The organism is Streptomyces sp. GL_140, assembly GCF_057834465.1.
The window spans coordinates 2,454,244-2,470,844 of the sequence record NZ_CM174404.1; the positions used below are offsets into that span (position 1 = coordinate 2,454,244).

15 protein-coding genes and 2 pseudogenes are annotated in these 16,601 nt (G+C 69.5%); 8 read left to right on the forward strand and 9 right to left on the reverse strand.

All coding sequences use genetic code 11. The features are described from left to right. Positions 1-169: 169 nt before the first annotated feature. The 6 genes and pseudogenes from AC3IYJ_RS11505 to AC3IYJ_RS11530 all read left to right on the forward strand — a co-directional run. A pseudogene (locus AC3IYJ_RS11505) lies at positions 170-264 on the forward strand (IS6 family transposase); the annotation flags it as partial. 218 nt (positions 265-482) lie between these two features. Next, positions 483-1,895, forward strand: coding sequence for a gluzincin family metallopeptidase (locus AC3IYJ_RS11510; RefSeq protein ID WP_489401213.1), 1,413 nt, complete (start codon positions 483-485; stop codon positions 1,893-1,895). 88 nt (positions 1,896-1,983) lie between these two features. Beyond that, a pseudogene (locus AC3IYJ_RS11515) lies at positions 1,984-2,233 on the forward strand (RNA-guided endonuclease TnpB family protein); the annotation flags it as partial. 9 nt (positions 2,234-2,242) lie between these two features. Then, positions 2,243-4,156 carry a Stk1 family PASTA domain-containing Ser/Thr kinase gene (gene pknB / locus AC3IYJ_RS11520; RefSeq protein ID WP_489401214.1) on the forward strand — a complete coding sequence of 638 codons (1,914 nt, stop codon included), beginning with the start codon at positions 2,243-2,245 and terminating at the stop codon, positions 4,154-4,156. Between the two features lie 9 nt (positions 4,157-4,165). Continuing rightward, positions 4,166-5,038 (forward strand): deoxyribonuclease IV, encoded by an 873-nt coding sequence (locus AC3IYJ_RS11525; RefSeq protein WP_489401215.1) that lies wholly within the window; start codon positions 4,166-4,168, stop codon positions 5,036-5,038. Positions 5,039-5,122: 84 nt separating this feature from the next. Next, a complete protein-coding gene (locus AC3IYJ_RS11530) occupies positions 5,123-5,653 on the forward strand; it encodes a DUF4396 domain-containing protein (protein WP_489401216.1) in 531 nt (176 codons plus the stop codon). Positions 5,654-5,687: 34 nt separating this feature from the next. On the opposite strand, the gene AC3IYJ_RS11535 is transcribed toward AC3IYJ_RS11530, so the two are convergent. Further along, positions 5,688-6,320, reverse strand: coding sequence for a sulfite oxidase-like oxidoreductase (locus tag AC3IYJ_RS11535; RefSeq protein WP_489401217.1), 633 nt, complete (start codon positions 6,318-6,320; stop codon positions 5,688-5,690). 173 nt (positions 6,321-6,493) lie between these two features. On the opposite strand from AC3IYJ_RS11535, the gene bfr reads away from it, so the two are divergent. Then, the gene (gene bfr / locus AC3IYJ_RS11540) at positions 6,494-6,973 is read left to right on the forward strand and encodes a bacterioferritin (RefSeq protein WP_489401218.1); all 480 of its coding nucleotides are present in this window, start codon (positions 6,494-6,496) and stop codon (positions 6,971-6,973) included. A 24-nt stretch (positions 6,974-6,997) separates the two neighbouring features. Here bfr and AC3IYJ_RS11545 read toward each other — a convergent pair whose 3' ends face one another. Beyond that, positions 6,998-7,264, reverse strand: a complete 267-nt coding sequence (locus AC3IYJ_RS11545) for a (2Fe-2S)-binding protein (RefSeq protein WP_489401219.1) — start codon at positions 7,262-7,264, stop codon at positions 6,998-7,000. 177 nt (positions 7,265-7,441) lie between these two features. Next, complete coding sequence (locus AC3IYJ_RS11550; RefSeq protein ID WP_489402779.1) at positions 7,442-8,806, reverse strand: class II 3-deoxy-7-phosphoheptulonate synthase; 1,365 nt, start codon at positions 8,804-8,806, stop codon at positions 7,442-7,444. 288 nt (positions 8,807-9,094) lie between these two features. Here AC3IYJ_RS11550 and AC3IYJ_RS11555 point away from each other — a divergent pair, with 288 nt between their 5' ends. Further along, entirely contained in the window at positions 9,095-11,017 is a 1,923-nt protein-coding gene (locus AC3IYJ_RS11555) for an anthranilate synthase family protein (protein ID WP_489402780.1), read from the forward strand. On the opposite strand, the gene AC3IYJ_RS11560 is transcribed toward AC3IYJ_RS11555, so the two are convergent. The 6 genes from AC3IYJ_RS11560 to AC3IYJ_RS11585 all read right to left on the reverse strand — a co-directional run bounded on the left by AC3IYJ_RS11560 (position 11,014) and on the right by AC3IYJ_RS11585 (position 16,445). Continuing rightward, positions 11,014-11,349, reverse strand: coding sequence for a hypothetical protein (locus tag AC3IYJ_RS11560; protein ID WP_489401220.1), 336 nt, complete (start codon positions 11,347-11,349; stop codon positions 11,014-11,016). The two genes, AC3IYJ_RS11555 and AC3IYJ_RS11560, sit on opposite strands and share 4 nt — an antisense overlap. A gap of 78 nt (positions 11,350-11,427) precedes the next feature. After that, a complete protein-coding gene (locus tag AC3IYJ_RS11565) occupies positions 11,428-12,429 on the reverse strand; it encodes a 2-hydroxyacid dehydrogenase (protein ID WP_489401221.1) in 1,002 nt (333 codons plus the stop codon). A 95-nt stretch (positions 12,430-12,524) separates the two neighbouring features. Continuing rightward, the gene (locus AC3IYJ_RS11570; RefSeq protein WP_489401222.1) at positions 12,525-13,553 is read right to left on the reverse strand and encodes a 6-phosphofructokinase; all 1,029 of its coding nucleotides are present in this window, start codon (positions 13,551-13,553) and stop codon (positions 12,525-12,527) included. A 206-nt stretch (positions 13,554-13,759) separates the two neighbouring features. Continuing rightward, on the reverse strand, positions 13,760-14,404 hold the full coding sequence (locus AC3IYJ_RS11575; RefSeq protein ID WP_489402781.1) for a response regulator: 645 nt from the start codon (positions 14,402-14,404) through the stop codon (positions 13,760-13,762). Between the two features lie 41 nt (positions 14,405-14,445). Beyond that, positions 14,446-15,654 carry a MacS family sensor histidine kinase gene (macS, locus tag AC3IYJ_RS11580; RefSeq protein ID WP_489401223.1) on the reverse strand — a complete coding sequence of 403 codons (1,209 nt, stop codon included), beginning with the start codon at positions 15,652-15,654 and terminating at the stop codon, positions 14,446-14,448. 38 nt (positions 15,655-15,692) lie between these two features. Beyond that, on the reverse strand, positions 15,693-16,445 hold the full coding sequence (locus AC3IYJ_RS11585; RefSeq protein ID WP_489402782.1) for a lysophospholipid acyltransferase family protein: 753 nt from the start codon (positions 16,443-16,445) through the stop codon (positions 15,693-15,695). Positions 16,446-16,601: the final 156 nt, after the last annotated feature.

The window sequence follows — 16,601 nt, forward strand, 5'->3', positions numbered from 1 at the left end:
TGATCAGAGACGCGAAGGCAGAGCCCCGGGAAAGGCAGCCGGAACCACACCCGGCAGCGGCAAGCAGCCCGGCGGCACCGGGCGCGCATCAGATCGCTACACGGTCCTCGTCTCTTGGCGGCCGACCGCCGTCCTGGGCCGCTACCCGCACGAAACAGCGACCACAGCGACGGTCCGGCGTTGGTGTCTGAGTTCGGCCGGGCCTACGCCAACGCGCTGCGTCGGCGGCGCCCGCACCCGGGCGACAAATGGCACCTCGACGAGGAGTCCAGAACCGGCGTGACAAGCCTGCGGCCAGCAGGTTCTCCCGCCGGACCACATCACCGACTGCACCGGCCTGCCCTCCTCAGCCGCCTGAACCACAGACCGCCACGACGAGAGGTACCGGCGCAGCCGTGGTGACTGCGCACCCGTGTCGCCCCGCACGTCATTGAGACAGGCTCGTGGTCATTTGGTCATAAAGGCAGATATAGGGTCTGGTCATGAATGAGAAGAAGAAGGCGTTGGTTTCCGTCTGTGTGGCGGCTGTGACTCTGATAACGGGGCTGGGGTCTACCGCCTCCGCAGCGGCGGCTGAGGTGCGGGGAAACGGCCCGGGCGTGACAGCTGCTGCCGGGTACGACGTGACTTCCTACGATGCACGGATCGAGTACGACCCAAAAAATGGGACCCTGTCGGGTCAGGCCACTCTGGACGTTGAGGTCCCTGCACAGCGGGACAGTATCGATCTCCAGTTACAGCTGCCGGCGAGTGCCGTGGAGATCGACGGCGCCGGAGCGGCAAAGTCCGCCGTCAAGGACATCCTTCAGGTGAAGCCGGCAGGCGGGCTGAGCCCCGGCCGGCACACCGTGCACATCACCTATGCGGGAAACCCAAGCGACTCCCTGGCCTACCCAGGCGAGAACAACCTGGCCTGGGCGAAGACGGAGGACGGCGGACATTACCTTCCGCTCGGAGCTGCCGGAATGCTTTTCCCTGCGAGCACCGACCCCAATGACCGCGCCAATGTAAACCTGCAGGCCGTGGTCCCCGATGGATGGACGGCTGTGTCAAACGGCCCCTCCAGCGCCCCCAAGAAAGAAGATGGGCGCAAAATATACCAGTGGAACAATAAGTCCATGAAGGCTGACAATGTAAAGTTCGGAGTCGGCGACAAATGGAGCGAGTCGGACGGGACGCTGCCCGGCGGAATACCTGTGCACTATGTGTACGGCAAGGACCAGGAAGAGACCGGGAAGAAGCTGGCCGAAGCCCTGCCCGAAGCGGTCACCTGGGAGGCTGGGCTATTCGGGAAAGGCTACCTCCACGACAGCCTGACCGTCGTTTTCCTCTCCTTCGAGGATAAGGAAGCACCCAATGTGACGGGCTCGAACATCATCTCCATAGTGAAAGAGTCCCGCACCGGTCCGGGCGGAAGTCTCGAACCGACTACGCCCGACGTCCTTGTCCACGAGCTCGCCCATACATGGCTCGGGGAAAATGACAGCGATGACTCCTACGTGGGTGAGGCAATCCCAACCTATCTACAGTGGGCGTGGCTGGAGAAGTTCCGCAACGAGGACCTCGTCGTCAAATATCGCCAAGAAGTAGAAAGCATGGACTGGAGTATCGCCAACACTTATTCGATGTCCAGCAAGGGAATGTATGCGCTGCGGCGACTGGTCGGCGACGAGGCGTTTTACGATACTTTGAAGAAGTGGATGCCCACGCAAGAGGGGAAGGCTCCCAATTGGGATGATTTCCGGGTCCTTGTGGAAGGATATTCCAAGCAGGATCTCAGGCAGTTCTTCGACAACTGGTTCCCGTCCGACGAGATCGTGGCAGAGAAGAGGCAGAAGGGCGAGTCGCTCAAGCCCGCCGATGAATTCCTCTGGCCCGACTGGGCCAAGGGATAAGAATTCCACTGGGGTGCGCGCTCTTAGAGGTCCCAACAGGAGCTGTTGATCATGTGGATCTCGGTCCGGGGTGGTGGGAGTACCTGCCGCCGGAGCTGGGCTTCGGATCGGGCATGACCTGGACGCACTGCCTCTCTCAGAACGTACCTACACCTGCACCGCGTGCGGAACCGTGTCCCCTGGTCTCAACCCGGCTGGTGCCGATCGCGTAAGACCTGACAGCCCGCCGGGCTGCCAGGCTGCGTGAGCCAGGAATCCTCGCCCTTCAGAGCAGGGAGGATTCAAAGCTCTGCTGCAACCCTTGGGACCCGGCCCGGGGCCGTTGGGCGCCCTCGTAGAATCACCGGGTGGACACGACCCTGGATGACCCTCTCGTCGGGCAGACGCTCGACGGCCGCTACCGCGTGGACGCCCGTATCGCGGCCGGCGGCATGGCCACGGTCTACCGGGCCGTGGACACCCGGCTCGACCGCATCCTCGCGCTGAAGGTGATGCATCCGGCGCTCGCCGCCGACGGTGCCTTCGTCGACCGGTTCATCCGCGAGGCCAAGTCCGTCGCCCGGCTCGCCCACCCCAACGTCGTGGCCGTCTTCGACCAGGGCACTGACGGCCGGTACACGTACCTCGCCATGGAGTACGTCTCCGGCTGCACCCTGCGCGACGTGCTCCGCGAGCGCGGCGCGCTCCAGCCCCGCGCGGCCCTGGACATCCTGGAGCCTGTGCTCGCCGCCCTCGGCGCCGCGCACCGGGCCGGCTTCGTGCACCGCGACATGAAGCCCGAGAACGTGCTGATCGGCGACGACGGCCGGGTGAAGGTGGCCGACTTCGGGCTGGTGCGATCCGTGGACTCCGTCACCCAGACCACCGGCTCGGTCCTCGGCACCGTCTCCTACCTGGCCCCCGAGCAGATCGAGAACGGGGTCACCGACACCCGTGTGGACGTCTACGCCTGCGGTGTCGTGCTCTACGAGATGCTCACCGGCTCCAAGCCGCACCTCGGCGACAACCCCGCCCAGGTGCTGTACCAGCACCTCAACGAGGACGTGCCGACCCCGTCGGCCGCCGTGCCCGGGCTGGCCGCCGAGCTGGACGAGCTCGTCGCGTACGCCACCGCGCGCAATCCCGAGCTGCGCCCCGGCGACGCCGCCGCGCTGCTCGGGCTGGTGCAGGGCGCCCGCGCGCAGCTGGGCGACGCCGCGCTGGACGCCGTACCGCCGCAGGCGCGGGCCGAGGTGCGGACGTCCACCGAGGACCGCACCAGTGTGATCGCGCGGCCGGCGGCCGAGCCCGTCTCCCACACCTCCCGGCTTTCGACTCCGCCGCTGCCCCCGGGCCCCGCCCCGTCCCGGGCGGCCGCCGCCCCGAGGACGGGCCGCCGCGGGCCGCTGCTCGTCATCGTGGCCGTGCTGCTCGCCCTGGGCGTCGGCACCGGCGTCTGGTACATCAGCTCCGGCCAGTTCACCAAGGTCCCGAACCTGCTCGGCAAGACCGAGGCGGAGGCCCGGACCCAGCTGTCGGCGGCTGGCCTCGGGGTGAAGCGGGTCGACCGGAAGTTCAGCAACACCTTCGGCAAGGGGACGGTGATGAACACCGATCCCCCCGGCGGCAAGCGGATACGGGGCAACGGCGCGGTGGTCGTGACCATCTCCCGCGGCCCCGAGACCGTCGCGGTCCCCGACCTGAAGGGCAAGCCGCTGGAGGCGGCGAAGGCGGAGCTGACCTCGGCGGGTCTGGCGCCCGGGATCGTCACGCAGGCCTTCAGCCAGGACGTCCCCCAGGGCTCGGTGATCAGCACGGACCCGGCGGCGGACGGCCCCAAGCGCGCCCTCGACACGGCGGTCGCGCTGGTGGTCAGCAAGGGCCGTCCGGTGGCGGTGCCGGGCGTCGTGGGCAAGCCGCTGGACCAGGCCCGCTCGGCGCTGGAGGGCGCCGGCCTGAAGGTGGAGACCGCCCCCGAGCAGGTCAACTCCCCCTCCCCCGCCGGTTCGGTCGCCAACCAGTCGGTGGCCGCCGGTACCCAGGCCGCCGCCGGGGACACCGTCACCCTCACCGTGTCCAAGGGCCCCCGTCAGATCCCGGTGCCGGACGTCACCGGCCAGGAGGTGGACGCGGCCCGCAAGACCCTGGAGGGGCTGGGCTTCAAGGTGAAGGTCGACAAGCCGTTCCTCTCCTTCAGCAACACCGTCGATGCGCAGTCGGTGCCCGCCGGCCAGAGCGCCCCCGAGGGCAGCAGCATCACCGTCAAGATCAAGGGGCTCTAGCACCACGTCATGAGCAATTCAATAGGTCGTAATCCCGTGGGCGGGCACGTTCCCGTCGCGGGCGGGCTGGCATCGGTCGGTCTGACGTACGCCCGCGAGATGGGGGCCGAGGCCGTCCAGGTCTTCGTCGCGAATCCGCGCGGCTGGGCCACCCCGGTCGGCATTCCGGCGCAGGACGAGCTGTTCCGCGAGGCCTGTGCGGCCGAGGGGATCCCGGCGTACGTCCATGCCCCGTACCTGATCAACTTCGGCTCGCACACCGAGGCGACCGTGGAGAAGTCCGTGGAGTCGCTGCGCCACTCGCTGCGCCGGGCCCGTGCGATCGGTGCGCTCGGGGTGGTCGTGCACACCGGCTCGGCGACCGGCGGCCGGCCGCGCGAGGAGGCGTACGCGCAGGTCAGGCAGCACATGCTGCCGCTGCTGGAGGAGCTGACGCACGAGGACGACCCCTTCCTGCTGCTGGAGTCCACGGCCGGGCAGGGCTCCTCGCTGTGCTCGCGCACCTGGGATTTCGGCCCGTACTTCGACGCGCTGGACCACCACCCGAAGCTCGGGATCTGCCTGGACACCTGCCACATCTTCGCGGCCGGACACGATCTGGCGGCGCCGGGCGGGACCAAGGAGACGCTGGACCTCCTGGTGGACACGGTCGGCGAGGGCCGGCTGAAGCTGGTCCACGCGAACGACTCCAAGGAGGGCGTGGGCGCCCACAAGGACCGGCACGAGAACATCGGGCAGGGCCACATCGGCCGGGAGGCCTTCGCCGAGCTGTTCACGCATCCGGCGATGGAGGGCGTACCGCTGATCACCGAGACTCCGGGCGGCAAGGAAGGGCACGCGGCCGACGTGGCGCTGCTCAAGGAGCTCCGCGGGCTCGGATGACCTGTTGAGGAATACCCCGGGGGGGTATACGGTTCTGCCATATCGACAGAGCCGTTATTCGGCGTTCCACGCCAGGGGGTCGTCATGGAGCACGTACACGAGCACCACGAGCACCACGATCACGAGCAGCACGAGCAGCACGAGCAGCACGGACACCAGCACCACCACGGCGGCGGCAAGGTCACCTGGGCCGCCGCCGCGCAGGCCACCCTGCACTGCCTCACCGGATGCGCCATCGGCGAAGTGCTCGGCATGATCGTCGGCACCGCGCTCGGCTGGGGGACCGTCCCGACGATGATCCTCGCGATCGTCCTCGCGTTCTTCTTCGGCTACGCGCTCACCCTGCGCGGGATCCGCGCGGCCGGCGTGGACTTCCGTACGGCCGTCCGGGTGGCGCTGGCCGCGGACACCCTTTCGATCGCCGTCATGGAGCTGATCGACAACGGGGTGATCGTGCTCTGGCCGGGAGCCATGGACGCGACGCTCTCGGACGTCCTGTTCTGGATCGCGCTCGCCATCTCGCTCGCGCTGGCCTTCGTCGTCACGACCCCGGTCAACAAGTGGATGATCGGCCGCGGCAAGGGGCACGCGGTGGTCCACCAGTACCACCATTGAGGGAACCCGAAGAGGGGTCCCGGGGCCCGCGGAGCTACAGCTCGGGGCCGTCCCCCGGCTCCTCCTGGTACGAGTAGCGCTGCTCGCGCCAGGGGTCGCCGATGTTGTGGTAGCCGCGCTCCTCCCAGAAGCCGCGGCGGTCGGCGGTCATGTACTCGATGCCGCGGACCCACTTGGGGCCCTTCCAGGCGTACAGGTGCGGCACCACGAGCCGCAGCGGGAATCCGTGCTCCGCGGTGAGCAGTTCACCGCCCTGGTGGGTGGCGAAGAGGGACCGGTCGGAAGCGAAGTCCGCGAGCCGCATGTTGGAGCTGAAGCCGTACTCGGCCCACACCATCACGTGCGTGACCTGCGGGGACGGCGGGGCGAGGGCGAGGATCTCGCGGGTGAGCACACCGCCCCATTCGGCGCCGGTCATGCTGAACTTCGTCACGCAGTGCAGGTCCGCCACGACGGACTCGAACGGCAGGGCCGCGAACTCCTCGTGGTTCCAGCAGCGCTTCTCACCGTCGGCCGTCGCGCCGAAGACGCGGAACTCCCAGCGGTCCGGCTTGAACTTGGGTACGGGCCCGTAATGGGTGACCGGCCAGCCTCGCTGCAACCGCTGCCCCGGGGGAAGCTCCAGCTGCTCTGATCCCGGAGATTCCCGGCTTTCCGGCTGACCCATGACTCCATGGTGACAGACTTGGCGGGGTGGTCATGACCAGCTGCGGCCCGATTCGGGCAAGTCACGGCAACTCCCACTAAGGAGGCACTTACTGGACGGCCTCCGAAGGCGGTGCAAGGATGCGCGCAACTGCCCAGTCACATTGCTGACATTGCTTGGAAGGAGCCTCTGCGATGCAGGGCGACCCCGAGGTCCTTGAGTTTCTGAACGAGCAGCTGACCGGCGAGCTTACGGCGATCAACCAGTACTGGCTCCACTACCGGATCCAGGACAACAAGGGCTGGACGAAGCTCGCGAAGTACACCCGTGCCGAGTCCATCGACGAGATGAAGCACGCGGACAAGATCACCGAGCGCATCCTGATGCTCGACGGCCTGCCGAACTACCAGCGCCTCTTCCACGTCCGCGTGGGTCAGACGCTGACGGAGATGTTCCAGTGCGACCGCCAGGTCGAGGTCGAGGCGATCGACCGGCTCAAGCGGGGCATCGAGGTCATGCGCGGCAAGGGTGACGTCACCTCGGCGCGTCTCTTCGAGGACATCCTGGAGGACGAGGAGCACCACATCGACTACCTCGACACCCAGCTGGAGCTCATCGAGTCCATCGGCGAGCCGCTGTACATCGCGCAGCTGCTGGAACAGCCCGAGAGCTAGGCCGCACCCGGAACCGCTCGGGCCCTACGCGGCTTCGACGAGCTCCGCGCCCGCGGGCACCAGCGGGTCGGCGGCCAGCACGGTGGCGGCGTTGCCCTTCTCCAGCAGCTCGCGGCGCGGGCAGGCCCCGCGGCCGAGGAGGCCCTGGATGGTGCGCACGCACGAGCCGCAGTCGGTGCCGGCCTTGGTGGCCGACGCGATCTGGCGCGGGGTGCAGGCCCCGGCAGCCGCGTGGTCCTTGACCTGCTTGTCGGTGACCCCGAAGCAAGAGCAGACGTACACGCGGTTCACCTCCCTGACCGGAATGGTTCGGCGAGCCATCCCCTATTCGGTGAGGCTTACCTAACCGTACCCGAACTTAGGGTGGCCTAAAAGAGGTGGAAACGAGGATGGGGCGCGGATCACATTCGATCCGCGCCCCATTCTCATGAAGTGCTCCGTACTACCGGCTGTCGTACCGGGTGCCGCTTACTGGTCGCGGTACATCTCGGCGACCAGGAACGCCAGGTCCAGGGACTGGCTGCGGTTCAGGCGCGGGTCGCAGGCCGTCTCGTAGCGCTGGTGCAGGTCGTCGACGAAGATCTCGTCGCCGCCGCCCACGCACTCGGTGACGTCGTCACCGGTGAGCTCGACGTGGATGCCGCCCGGGTGGGTGCCCAGGCCCTTGTGGACCTCGAAGAAGCCCTTGACCTCGTCGAGCACGTCGTCGAAACGGCGCGTCTTGTGGCCGGAGGCCGCCTCGAAGGTGTTGCCATGCATCGGGTCGGTGACCCAGACGACCTCGGCGCCGGAGGCGGTGACCTTCTCGACCAGCTCGGGGAGCTTGTCGCGGACCTTGTCGGCGCCCATGCGGACGACGAAGGTCAGACGGCCCGGCTCGCGGTCGGGGTCCAGCCGGTCGATGTACGTCAGGGCCTCGTCCACCGTGGTGGTGGGGCCGAGCTTGACGCCGATCGGGTTGGCGATCTGCGAGCAGAACTCGATGTGCGCGTGGTCCAGCTGGCGGGTGCGCTCACCGACCCAGACCATGTGGCCGGAGGTGTCGTACAGCCGGCCGGTGCGCGAGTCCGTACGGGTGAGGGCGCCCTCGTAGTCGAGCAGCAGCGCCTCGTGGGAGGAGTAGAACTCGACGGCCTTGAACTCCGCCGGGTCGGTGCCACAGGCCTTCATGAAGTTCAGCGCGTTGTCGATCTCCCGCGCGAGCTGCTCGTAGCGCTGCCCGGACGGGGAGGACTTTACGAAGTCCTGGTTCCAGGCGTGCACCTGGCGCAGGTCGGCGTAACCACCGGTGGTGAAGGCACGCACCAGGTTCAGCGTCGACGCGGACGCGTGGTACATGCGCTTCAGCCGCTCGGGGTCCGGGATCCGGGCCTCTTCGGTGAAAGGGAAGCCGTTGACGGAGTCGCCGCGGTAGGTCGGCAGGGTGACGCCGTCGCGGGTCTCGGTGTCCTTGGAGCGCGGCTTGGAGTACTGGCCCGCGATGCGGCCGACCTTGACGACCGGCACGGAGGCCGCGTACGTCAGGACGGCGCTCATCTGGAGCAGCGTCTTCAGCTTGGCGCGGATGTGGTCTGCGGATACGGCATCGAAGGCCTCGGCGCAGTCGCCACCCTGCAGCAGGAACGCCTCGCCCTTGGCGACGGCTCCCAGGCGGGCGCGCAGCTGGTCGCACTCACCCGCGAAAACGAGGGGCGGATACGACTCGAGGTCCGCGACGACAGCGCGCAGGGCCTCGGCATCGGGGTACGAAGGCTGCTGCGCCGCGGGAAGGTCTCGCCAGGTCGCCTTGGAGGCGGGGGCTTGGGTTTCAGCGTTCACGGTCACCCCACACACATTACGGCGTCCCACGGCACGTCCGGCCCTGGCGACCACTACGTGAGACGGATGTCTCTCACTGTGTTACTCATCCGTTCAGCCCGCCCGGTGGGCTAGGGTTCTCCGCATGTACGCGCACTCCAACAAGAACTGGTGGTGGACCGCTCCCGGCGGCCCACCCCTCGTGCGTACCTAGAAGACACGAGCGACGCGAAGGCCGCCCCACGGGGCGGCCTTCCGCGTTTCTCCCGAAGCGTCGGCCGTCCCTCCACCACCCGGAAGGACGCACCCTCCATGTCTGTGCCCATGGACCCCAGCCGACTGACCGCCCTCTTCGACCGTCTCGGACGGTCCGCCGGCCCCACCCAGCCGTTCGCGCTGCTGCGCCGCCGCACCCCCGGCCGCGACCACGACACCGTCGAGGTGCTGACCGGCCCGGTCCACGAGGCCGAGCACCTGGCCGACCTGCCCGTCGGCGAGCGCCCCGCCCTGGCCCTCGTACCCTTCCGGCAGATGCGGGAGCGCGGGTTCGACGTGCGCGACGACGGCACCCCGCTGAGCGTGCTGGTGGCCGACGAGGCGTACGAGGTCCCGCTCGCCGAGGCGCTGGCCGCGCTGCCGGACCACGAGGTGCGGGTCGACGGCGGCGGCTTCGACGTCCCCGACGAGGAGTACGCGGACACCGTCCGGCGGGTCATCGAGGACGAGATCGGCCGCGGCGAGGGCGCCAACTTCGTCATCCGGCGCACCTACGAGGGCCGGATCGAGGGCTTCGGCCCCGCCGACGCCCTCGCCCTGTTCCGGCGGCTGCTGGAGGGCGAGCGGGGGGCGTACTGGACGTACGTGGTCCACACCGGGGACCGCACCCTGGTCGGGGCCAGCCCCGAGGTGCACGTGCGGATGTCCGGCGGCACGGTCGTGATGAACCCGATCAGCGGTACCTACCGGTATCCGGCCGGGGGTCCGACGGCGGAGTCCCTCCTCTCCTTCCTCGGGGACCGCAAGGAGACCGAGGAGCTGTCCATGGTCGTGGACGAGGAGCTCAAGATGATGTGCACCGTCGGGGACATGGGCGGGGTGGTCGTGGGCCCCCGGCTCAAGGAGATGGCGCACCTCGCGCACACCGAGTACGAGCTGCGCGGCCGCTCCTCGCTGGACGTGCGTGAGGTGCTCAAGGAGACGATGTTCGCGGCGACGGTGACCGGGTCCCCGGTGCAGAACGCCTGCCGGGTCATCGAGCGGTACGAGACCGGAGGCCGGGCGTACTACGCGGGCGCCCTGGCGCTGCTGGGCGTGGACGAGGCCGGGGCGCAGACGCTGGACTCCCCGATCCTGATCCGCACGGCCGACATCGCCGCGGACGGCGCGCTGCGGGTGCCCGTGGGCGCCACCCTCGTGCGGCACTCCGACCCGGCGGGCGAGGTGGCCGAGACGCACGCGAAGGCGGCGGGCGTCCTGGCGGCGCTTGGTGTCCGCCCGGCGGCGGTGCGGCCCTCCTTCGCCGGGGCCCGGCTGGCCGACGACCCCCGGGTCCAGGCCGCCCTGGCGGCTCGCCGCGAGGACCTGGCGCCGTTCTGGCTCCGGATGCAGGAGCGGCCGGCCGCGGTGACGGGCCATGCCCTGGTGGTGGACGGCGAGGACACCTTCACCTCGATGCTGGGGCACGTGCTGCGGGTGGCCGGGCTGGAGGTGACCGTGCTGCGCCACGACGACCCGGGCCTGCGGGCGGCGGCCCTGGCCTGGGACGGGCCGATCGTGCTGGGCCCCGGCCCGGGTGACCCGGCGGACGCCTCGGACCCGAAGATGGCGCTGCTGCGCGCTCTGGCGGCGGAGCTCCTGGCCTCGCACCGGGGCGGGCTGCTCGGTGTCTGCCTCAGCCACCAGCTGCTGGCCGCGGAGCTGGGTCTCCCGCTCGTGCGCAAGGCGGAGCCGGCGCAGGGGGCGCAGACCCGGATCTCCCTGTTCGGGGCGGAGGAGGTGGTGGGCTTCTACAACACCTACGCGGCCTCCTGCTCGGCGGAGCAGGAGCGGTCCCTGGCCCTGCGGGGCATCGAGGTCTCCCGGGACCCGGCCACGGGCGAGGTGCACGCGCTGCGCTGCGTCTCCGGGGGCTTCGCGAGCGTCCAGTTCCACCCGGAGTCGGTGCTGACCCTGCGGGGTGCGGAGCTGGTCCGCGACCTGGTCGCCGGGGTGACGGCGGGGGTCCAGCCGTCCGCGATGGGGGTCTAGCCGTCCGCGGCGGGGGTCCCGGCCGCCGCGTCGGCGGCGGCCTTGGCCTTCTTCTCGCGGCCGGCCCGGAAATCGCGGACGCCCTTCCAGAGGATCACCGGGCCGAGCAGGGCCAGCGTGACGACGGCGATGAGCGAGTGGTCGCCGGGCAGGGCGATGGCCCCTATCAGCACCGTGCCGAGGGCGTGGTCGACGGCGTCGAAGGCCGGGCCGGAGCGGTGGCCCCGCCCGGCCCGGCGCAGGAGGTTCAGCGCTCGCAGTGCGAGGAGGAGATTGAGGCCGGCGAAGGCGAGCAGCACCCAGCGGAACGCTACGGGTATGTCCATGTCCACGTGGGCGACATTAGGCCACCGCCGCGCACCCGGACATGGCCGGAGCCCGAACTCCGGCCGAACTCCGGGGGCGCCGGGTCAGGAAGGATCCGAAGGGCTGAGCGTGTTCTCCGAACGCCGTCCCGCCAGGTAGTCCGCGACGTTGGCGACGGTGGTCTCGATGATCTGGCCCACTGCGTCGTGGGTGTAGTAGGCCTGGTGGGAGGTGACCACCACGTTCGGGAAGGTGATCAGGCGCGCCAGGGTGTCGTCCTCGACGACGACCAGCGACTTGTCGAGGAAGAAGAGTCCGGCCTCCGCCTCGTAGACGTCGAGGCCCACGCCCTCGAACCGGCCCGAGCGCAACTCGGTGACCAGCGCGTCCGTGTCCACCAGGCCGCCGCGGCTGGAGTTCACCAGGATGGCGTCGTCCTTCATCATCTTCAGCGCCTCGGCGTCGATGATGTGGTGCGTGGACTCCAGCAGCGGGACGTGCAGGCTGATCAGGTCCGAGGACGCGAACAGCTCGTCCTTGTCCACGTACTTCATGCCCAGCTCCACGCACGCCGGGTTCTGCGCCACGTCCCAGCCCAGCAGGTTCATCCCGAAGCCGTGCGCGATCCGGGTGAACGCCTCGCCGATCTTGCCGGTGCCGAGCACGCCCACCGTGCGGCCGCGCATGTCTCGGCCCAGCAGGCCGTTCAGCCGGAAGTCGAAGTCCCGCGTGCGGTTCGAGGCGCGGACGATCCGCCGGTTCACGGCCATGGCCAGGGTCCAGGCGAACTCGGCCACCGAGTACGGGGAGTAGTACGACACCCGGCTGACGGTCAGGCCGAGCTGGTTCGCGACCGGCAGGTCGATGTTGTTGAAGCCGGTGGAGCGCTGGGCGATCATCTTCGTCCCGCCCGCCGCCAGGGTCCGCAGCACCCGCCCGTTCAGGTCGGCGTTGACGCTGGAGGAGACGATCTCGTACCCGGCCGCGATGGGGGCGGTGTCCTCGTTCAGGAAGACGTCCAGGCAGCGCACCTCGTGCTGCCTGGCGAAGGCCTGCTCCAGGAGCGGCTTCTCGTCCCCTGTCACCCCGAATGCCAGGATTTCCACGTTTGCTCCCGTACTGCGCGCAAGATTCGGATCATGGGCCGTTTGTCACCTTACGACCCATGACCCGCCTACGCGCCCCGGCCCAGCCGGAGGGATCAGCCGAAGAACACTCCGGCCTCCTTGTACAGCGCCGGGTCCACCGTCTTGAGCTTCGCCGTCGCCTCGGCGATCGGCACCCGCACGATGTCCGTCCCCTGGAGGGCGACCATCTTGCCGAAGTCCCCGTCGCGCACCGCGTCGATCGCGTGCAGCCCGAAGCGGGTCGCCAGCCACCGGTCGAAGGCGCTCGGCGTGCCGCCGCGCTGGATGTGCCCGAGCACCGTCGTACGGGCTTCCTTGCCGGTCCGCGCCTCGATCTCCTTGGCCAGCCACTCGCCCACGCCGGACAGCCGGACGTGCCCGAAGGAGTCCTGGGTGGCGTCCTTGAGCACCATCTCGCCGTCCTTGGGCATCGCACCTTCGGCGATGCACACGATCGGCGCGTAGCTCGCCTTGAACCGCGAGGTCACCCAGTCGCACACCTGGTCCACGTCGAAGCGCTGCTCCGGAATGAGGATGACGTTGGCGCCGCCCGCCAGCCCCGAGTGCAGGGCGATCCAGCCGGCGTGGCGGCCCATCACCTCCACGACCAGGACCCGCATGTGGGATTCGGCGGTGGTGTGCAGGCGGTCGATGGCCTCGGTGGCGATGCCGACGGCCGTGTCGAAGCCGAAGGTGTAGTCGGTGGCCGACAGGTCGTTGTCGATGGTCTTCGGGACGCCGACGCAGGGGATGCCGTACTCCTCGTACAGCTTGGCGGCCACGCCCAGGGTGTCCTCGCCGCCGATCGCGACGAGGGCGTCGACCTCGTACTTGGCGAGGTTCTCCTTGATCCGGCGGACGCCGTTCTCCAGCTTGAACGGGTTGGTGCGCGAGGAGCCGAGGATGGTTCCGCCGCGCGGCAGGATCCCGCGGACGGCGGGGATGCCGAGCGGGACGGTGTCCCCTTCGACCGTGCCGCGCCAGCCGTCCTTGAACCCGATGAACTCGTACTGGTACTCCTGCACGCCCTTGCGCACGACGCTGCGGATGACCGCGTTCAGACCCGGGCAGTCTCCGCCGCCCGTCAGCACTCCGACCTTCATGGAACATCCCTTCGCCACGGGGGCCCGCTGAGGCCGCGGGGCCCTCATGACCGTCACGCTAGTGGTGACTCAGGTCACAGCAAGGGTCCTGGAAGGGTCAATTCCGGTGGAATCCAGGGGAGTTGCCGTACACCCGTTCACTCGTACGAGGAACGGGCCACGCCCGGGGTGCCGTCATACCCGCTCACCCCTGCCCGCGCCCCGGCTCACACGTCGTCGAGGCCGCGCTCGATCGCGTACCGGACGAGCTCCACCCGGTTGTGCAGCTGGAGCTTGCCCAGGGTGTTCTGCACGTGGTTCTGCACCGTGCGGTGCGAAATGACCAGCCGCTCCGCAATCTGCTTGTACGAGAGCCCCTTGGCCACCAGCCGCAGCACCTCGGTCTCCCGGTCGGTCAGCTGGGGGGCCTGGCGCTCGTCGGCGGCGGCCGGCGCCGGGTCGGTGGCCAGGCGCCGGTACTCGCCCAGGACAAGGCCGGCCAGGCCCGGGGTGAAGACGGGATCGCCGGCCGCCGTGCGGCGCACCGCGTCGATGAGCTCCTGGGCGCCCGCGGACTTCAGCAGGTAGCCGGTGGCGCCGGACTTCACCGCCTCCAGGACGTCGGCGTGCTCGCCGCTCGCGGACAGGACCAGGACCCGCAGCGCCGGGTTGGCGCCGACCAGCTCCTTGCAGACCTGGACCCCGGGCATGCCGGGCAGGTTGAGGTCGAGGACCAGCACGTGCGGGACGGTCGCGCGGGCCCGGCGCACCGCCTCGGGGCCGTCCCCGGCGGTGGCCACCAGGTCGAATCCGGCGGCGGCCAGGTCGCGGGCGACCGCGTCCCGCCACATCGGGTGGTCGTCGACGACCATGACCTTGATGTCGGCGACGGTGCCGGTGGCGCTCTGCTCGTTCACTGGGTGCTCCCCCTCGGTACTTTCAGTTCCACTTCGGTGCCCTGCCCGGGGACGGACACCAGCTCGGCGCTGCCGCCGAGGTCGCGCAGCCTGCCCCGGATGGACAGGGCCACGCCCATCCGGCCCTCGCCCACCGCCTGGTCGAGCCGGCCCGCCGGGATTCCCGGGCCGTCGTCGCGGACGGTCACGATCACCTCGTCGCCCCAGTCCTCGACCAGGATCCAGGCGCTGGCCCCGTCGCCCGCGTGCTTGCGCACGTTGTCCAGGGCGGCGCCGACCGCCGCGGCCAGCTCCTTCGCCGCGGGCGCCGGCAGCGGCACCGGGGTCCCCGGCTCGGCGAAGCTCACCCGGGAGCCGGCGTGCGGGGCCAGCAGGGTCCGCAGGTCCAGCTCGCCCTCGTCGGCGTCCGGCTCCTCCACCTCGTACGAGTCCACGAGCGCGCCCATCGACTCGTCCCGGGAGATCCGGGAGGGACGGGTCAGCCCACTGGAGACCAGGGTGCGCAGCGCGACCTCCTGGTCCCCCGCCATCCGGCCCAGCTCGGCGGCCTCGCCGCCCAGTTCGGTGCCGCGCCGCTGGACCATGGCCAGGACCTGGAGGACCCCGTCGTGGATGTCGCGGGCGAGGCGTTCGCGCTCGCGGGTGGCGGCCTCGATCTCCAGGGCGCGGGCGAGCGTGGCCTCACTGGCGCGGGCGACCTCGACGACGTAACCGATGGCGATGGAGGCGACCCAGACCAGCAGCACGTTGTGCAGGGTGTCCCGGGTGGGCTCGCCGCGCTGGATGAGATTGGCGGCGGCCACGAAGGTGGAGGCGAAACAGGCCCAGCGCCAGCCGCCCTTGATGGCGAAGGCGAGGACGGCTCCCGCGGTCCAGATGGTCGGGAGGGTGGGGCCGCCGGCCGCGATCCGCGCGTGGCTGTCGGCGACCGGGGTCAGCAGGATCCCGACGCAGGCGACCGTGAGGTCGGCGCACAGGAACCGCTTCGTGCAGCTGACGGCGTTGGCCACCTTGGGGAGGGTGACCAGGGTCCAGACCGCGAGGACGGCGAGGTAGGCGACCGCGACCCACGGCCGGTCGAAGTCCTTGTACGCGGAGGCGAAGAGCCCCACCGCGTAGACCACGGTGATCAGCCGATAGGCCGTCAAAGCCCGCCACAGCGGCTGCTCGACCGACATGCGTACGACGCGCTCGCGCTTCGCCATTTCCCCCACCCCGTGCGGGCGCTCCCGCCCGTGTACTGCTACTTGCCGTTGTCCGCGTCCTTGTCGGCCCTGTCGGCCTGTTCGGCCTGCTCCGCCTTCTCGCTCTTGGCGGCGGCCTTCTCGGCGTCGGCGATCTGGCGCTTGGCGGCCGTGGCGTAGATGTCGACGTACTCCTGGCCGGACAGCTTCATGATCTCGTACATGACCTCGTCGGTCACCGAGCGCAGGATGAACCGGTCCCCGTCCATGCCGTGGTACCGGCTGAAGTCCAGGGGCTTGCCGATCCTGATACCCGGACGCATCAGCTTCGGAACCACCTTGCCGGGCGGCTGGATCTTCTCGGTGTCGATCATCGCCACCGGGATCACGGGCGCGCCGGTGGCCAGTGCCACCCGGGCCAGACCGCCGGGCTTACCGCGGTAGAGCCTGCCGTCGGGTGAACGCGTCCCCTCGGGGTAAATACCGAACAGTTCTCCGCGTTCGATGACGTCGATGCCGCTCTTGATCGCGGCCTCGCCCGCCCCGCGCGCGCCGGAACGGTCCACCGGAAGCTGGCCGACACCCTTGAAGAAGGCGGCGGTCAGCTTGCCCTTGACGCCCGGGGAGGTGAAGTACTCCGCCTTGGCGATGAAGGTGACCTTGCGGTCCAGCACCGCCGGGAGGAAGAAGGAGTCGGAGAAGGAAAGGTGGTTGCTCGCGAGGATCGCCGGCCCCTCCGCGGGAATGTTCTCGAGGCCCTCGACCCACGGCCTGAAGGCGAGCTTCAGGGAACCGCCGATGGAGAACTTCATTGCGCCGTAGATCAACTCGAAAGCCTTCCTTTGTCTGTCGAACAGACCTTATCCCGTGGCCGTCCCCGGAGCGGCCCGACGACCCTGGTCGGTGCCACCCCCGTCGCGTACGGTGAAGTCACACAGCGCTACGCACCCCCCACACCCCCCTTCGAA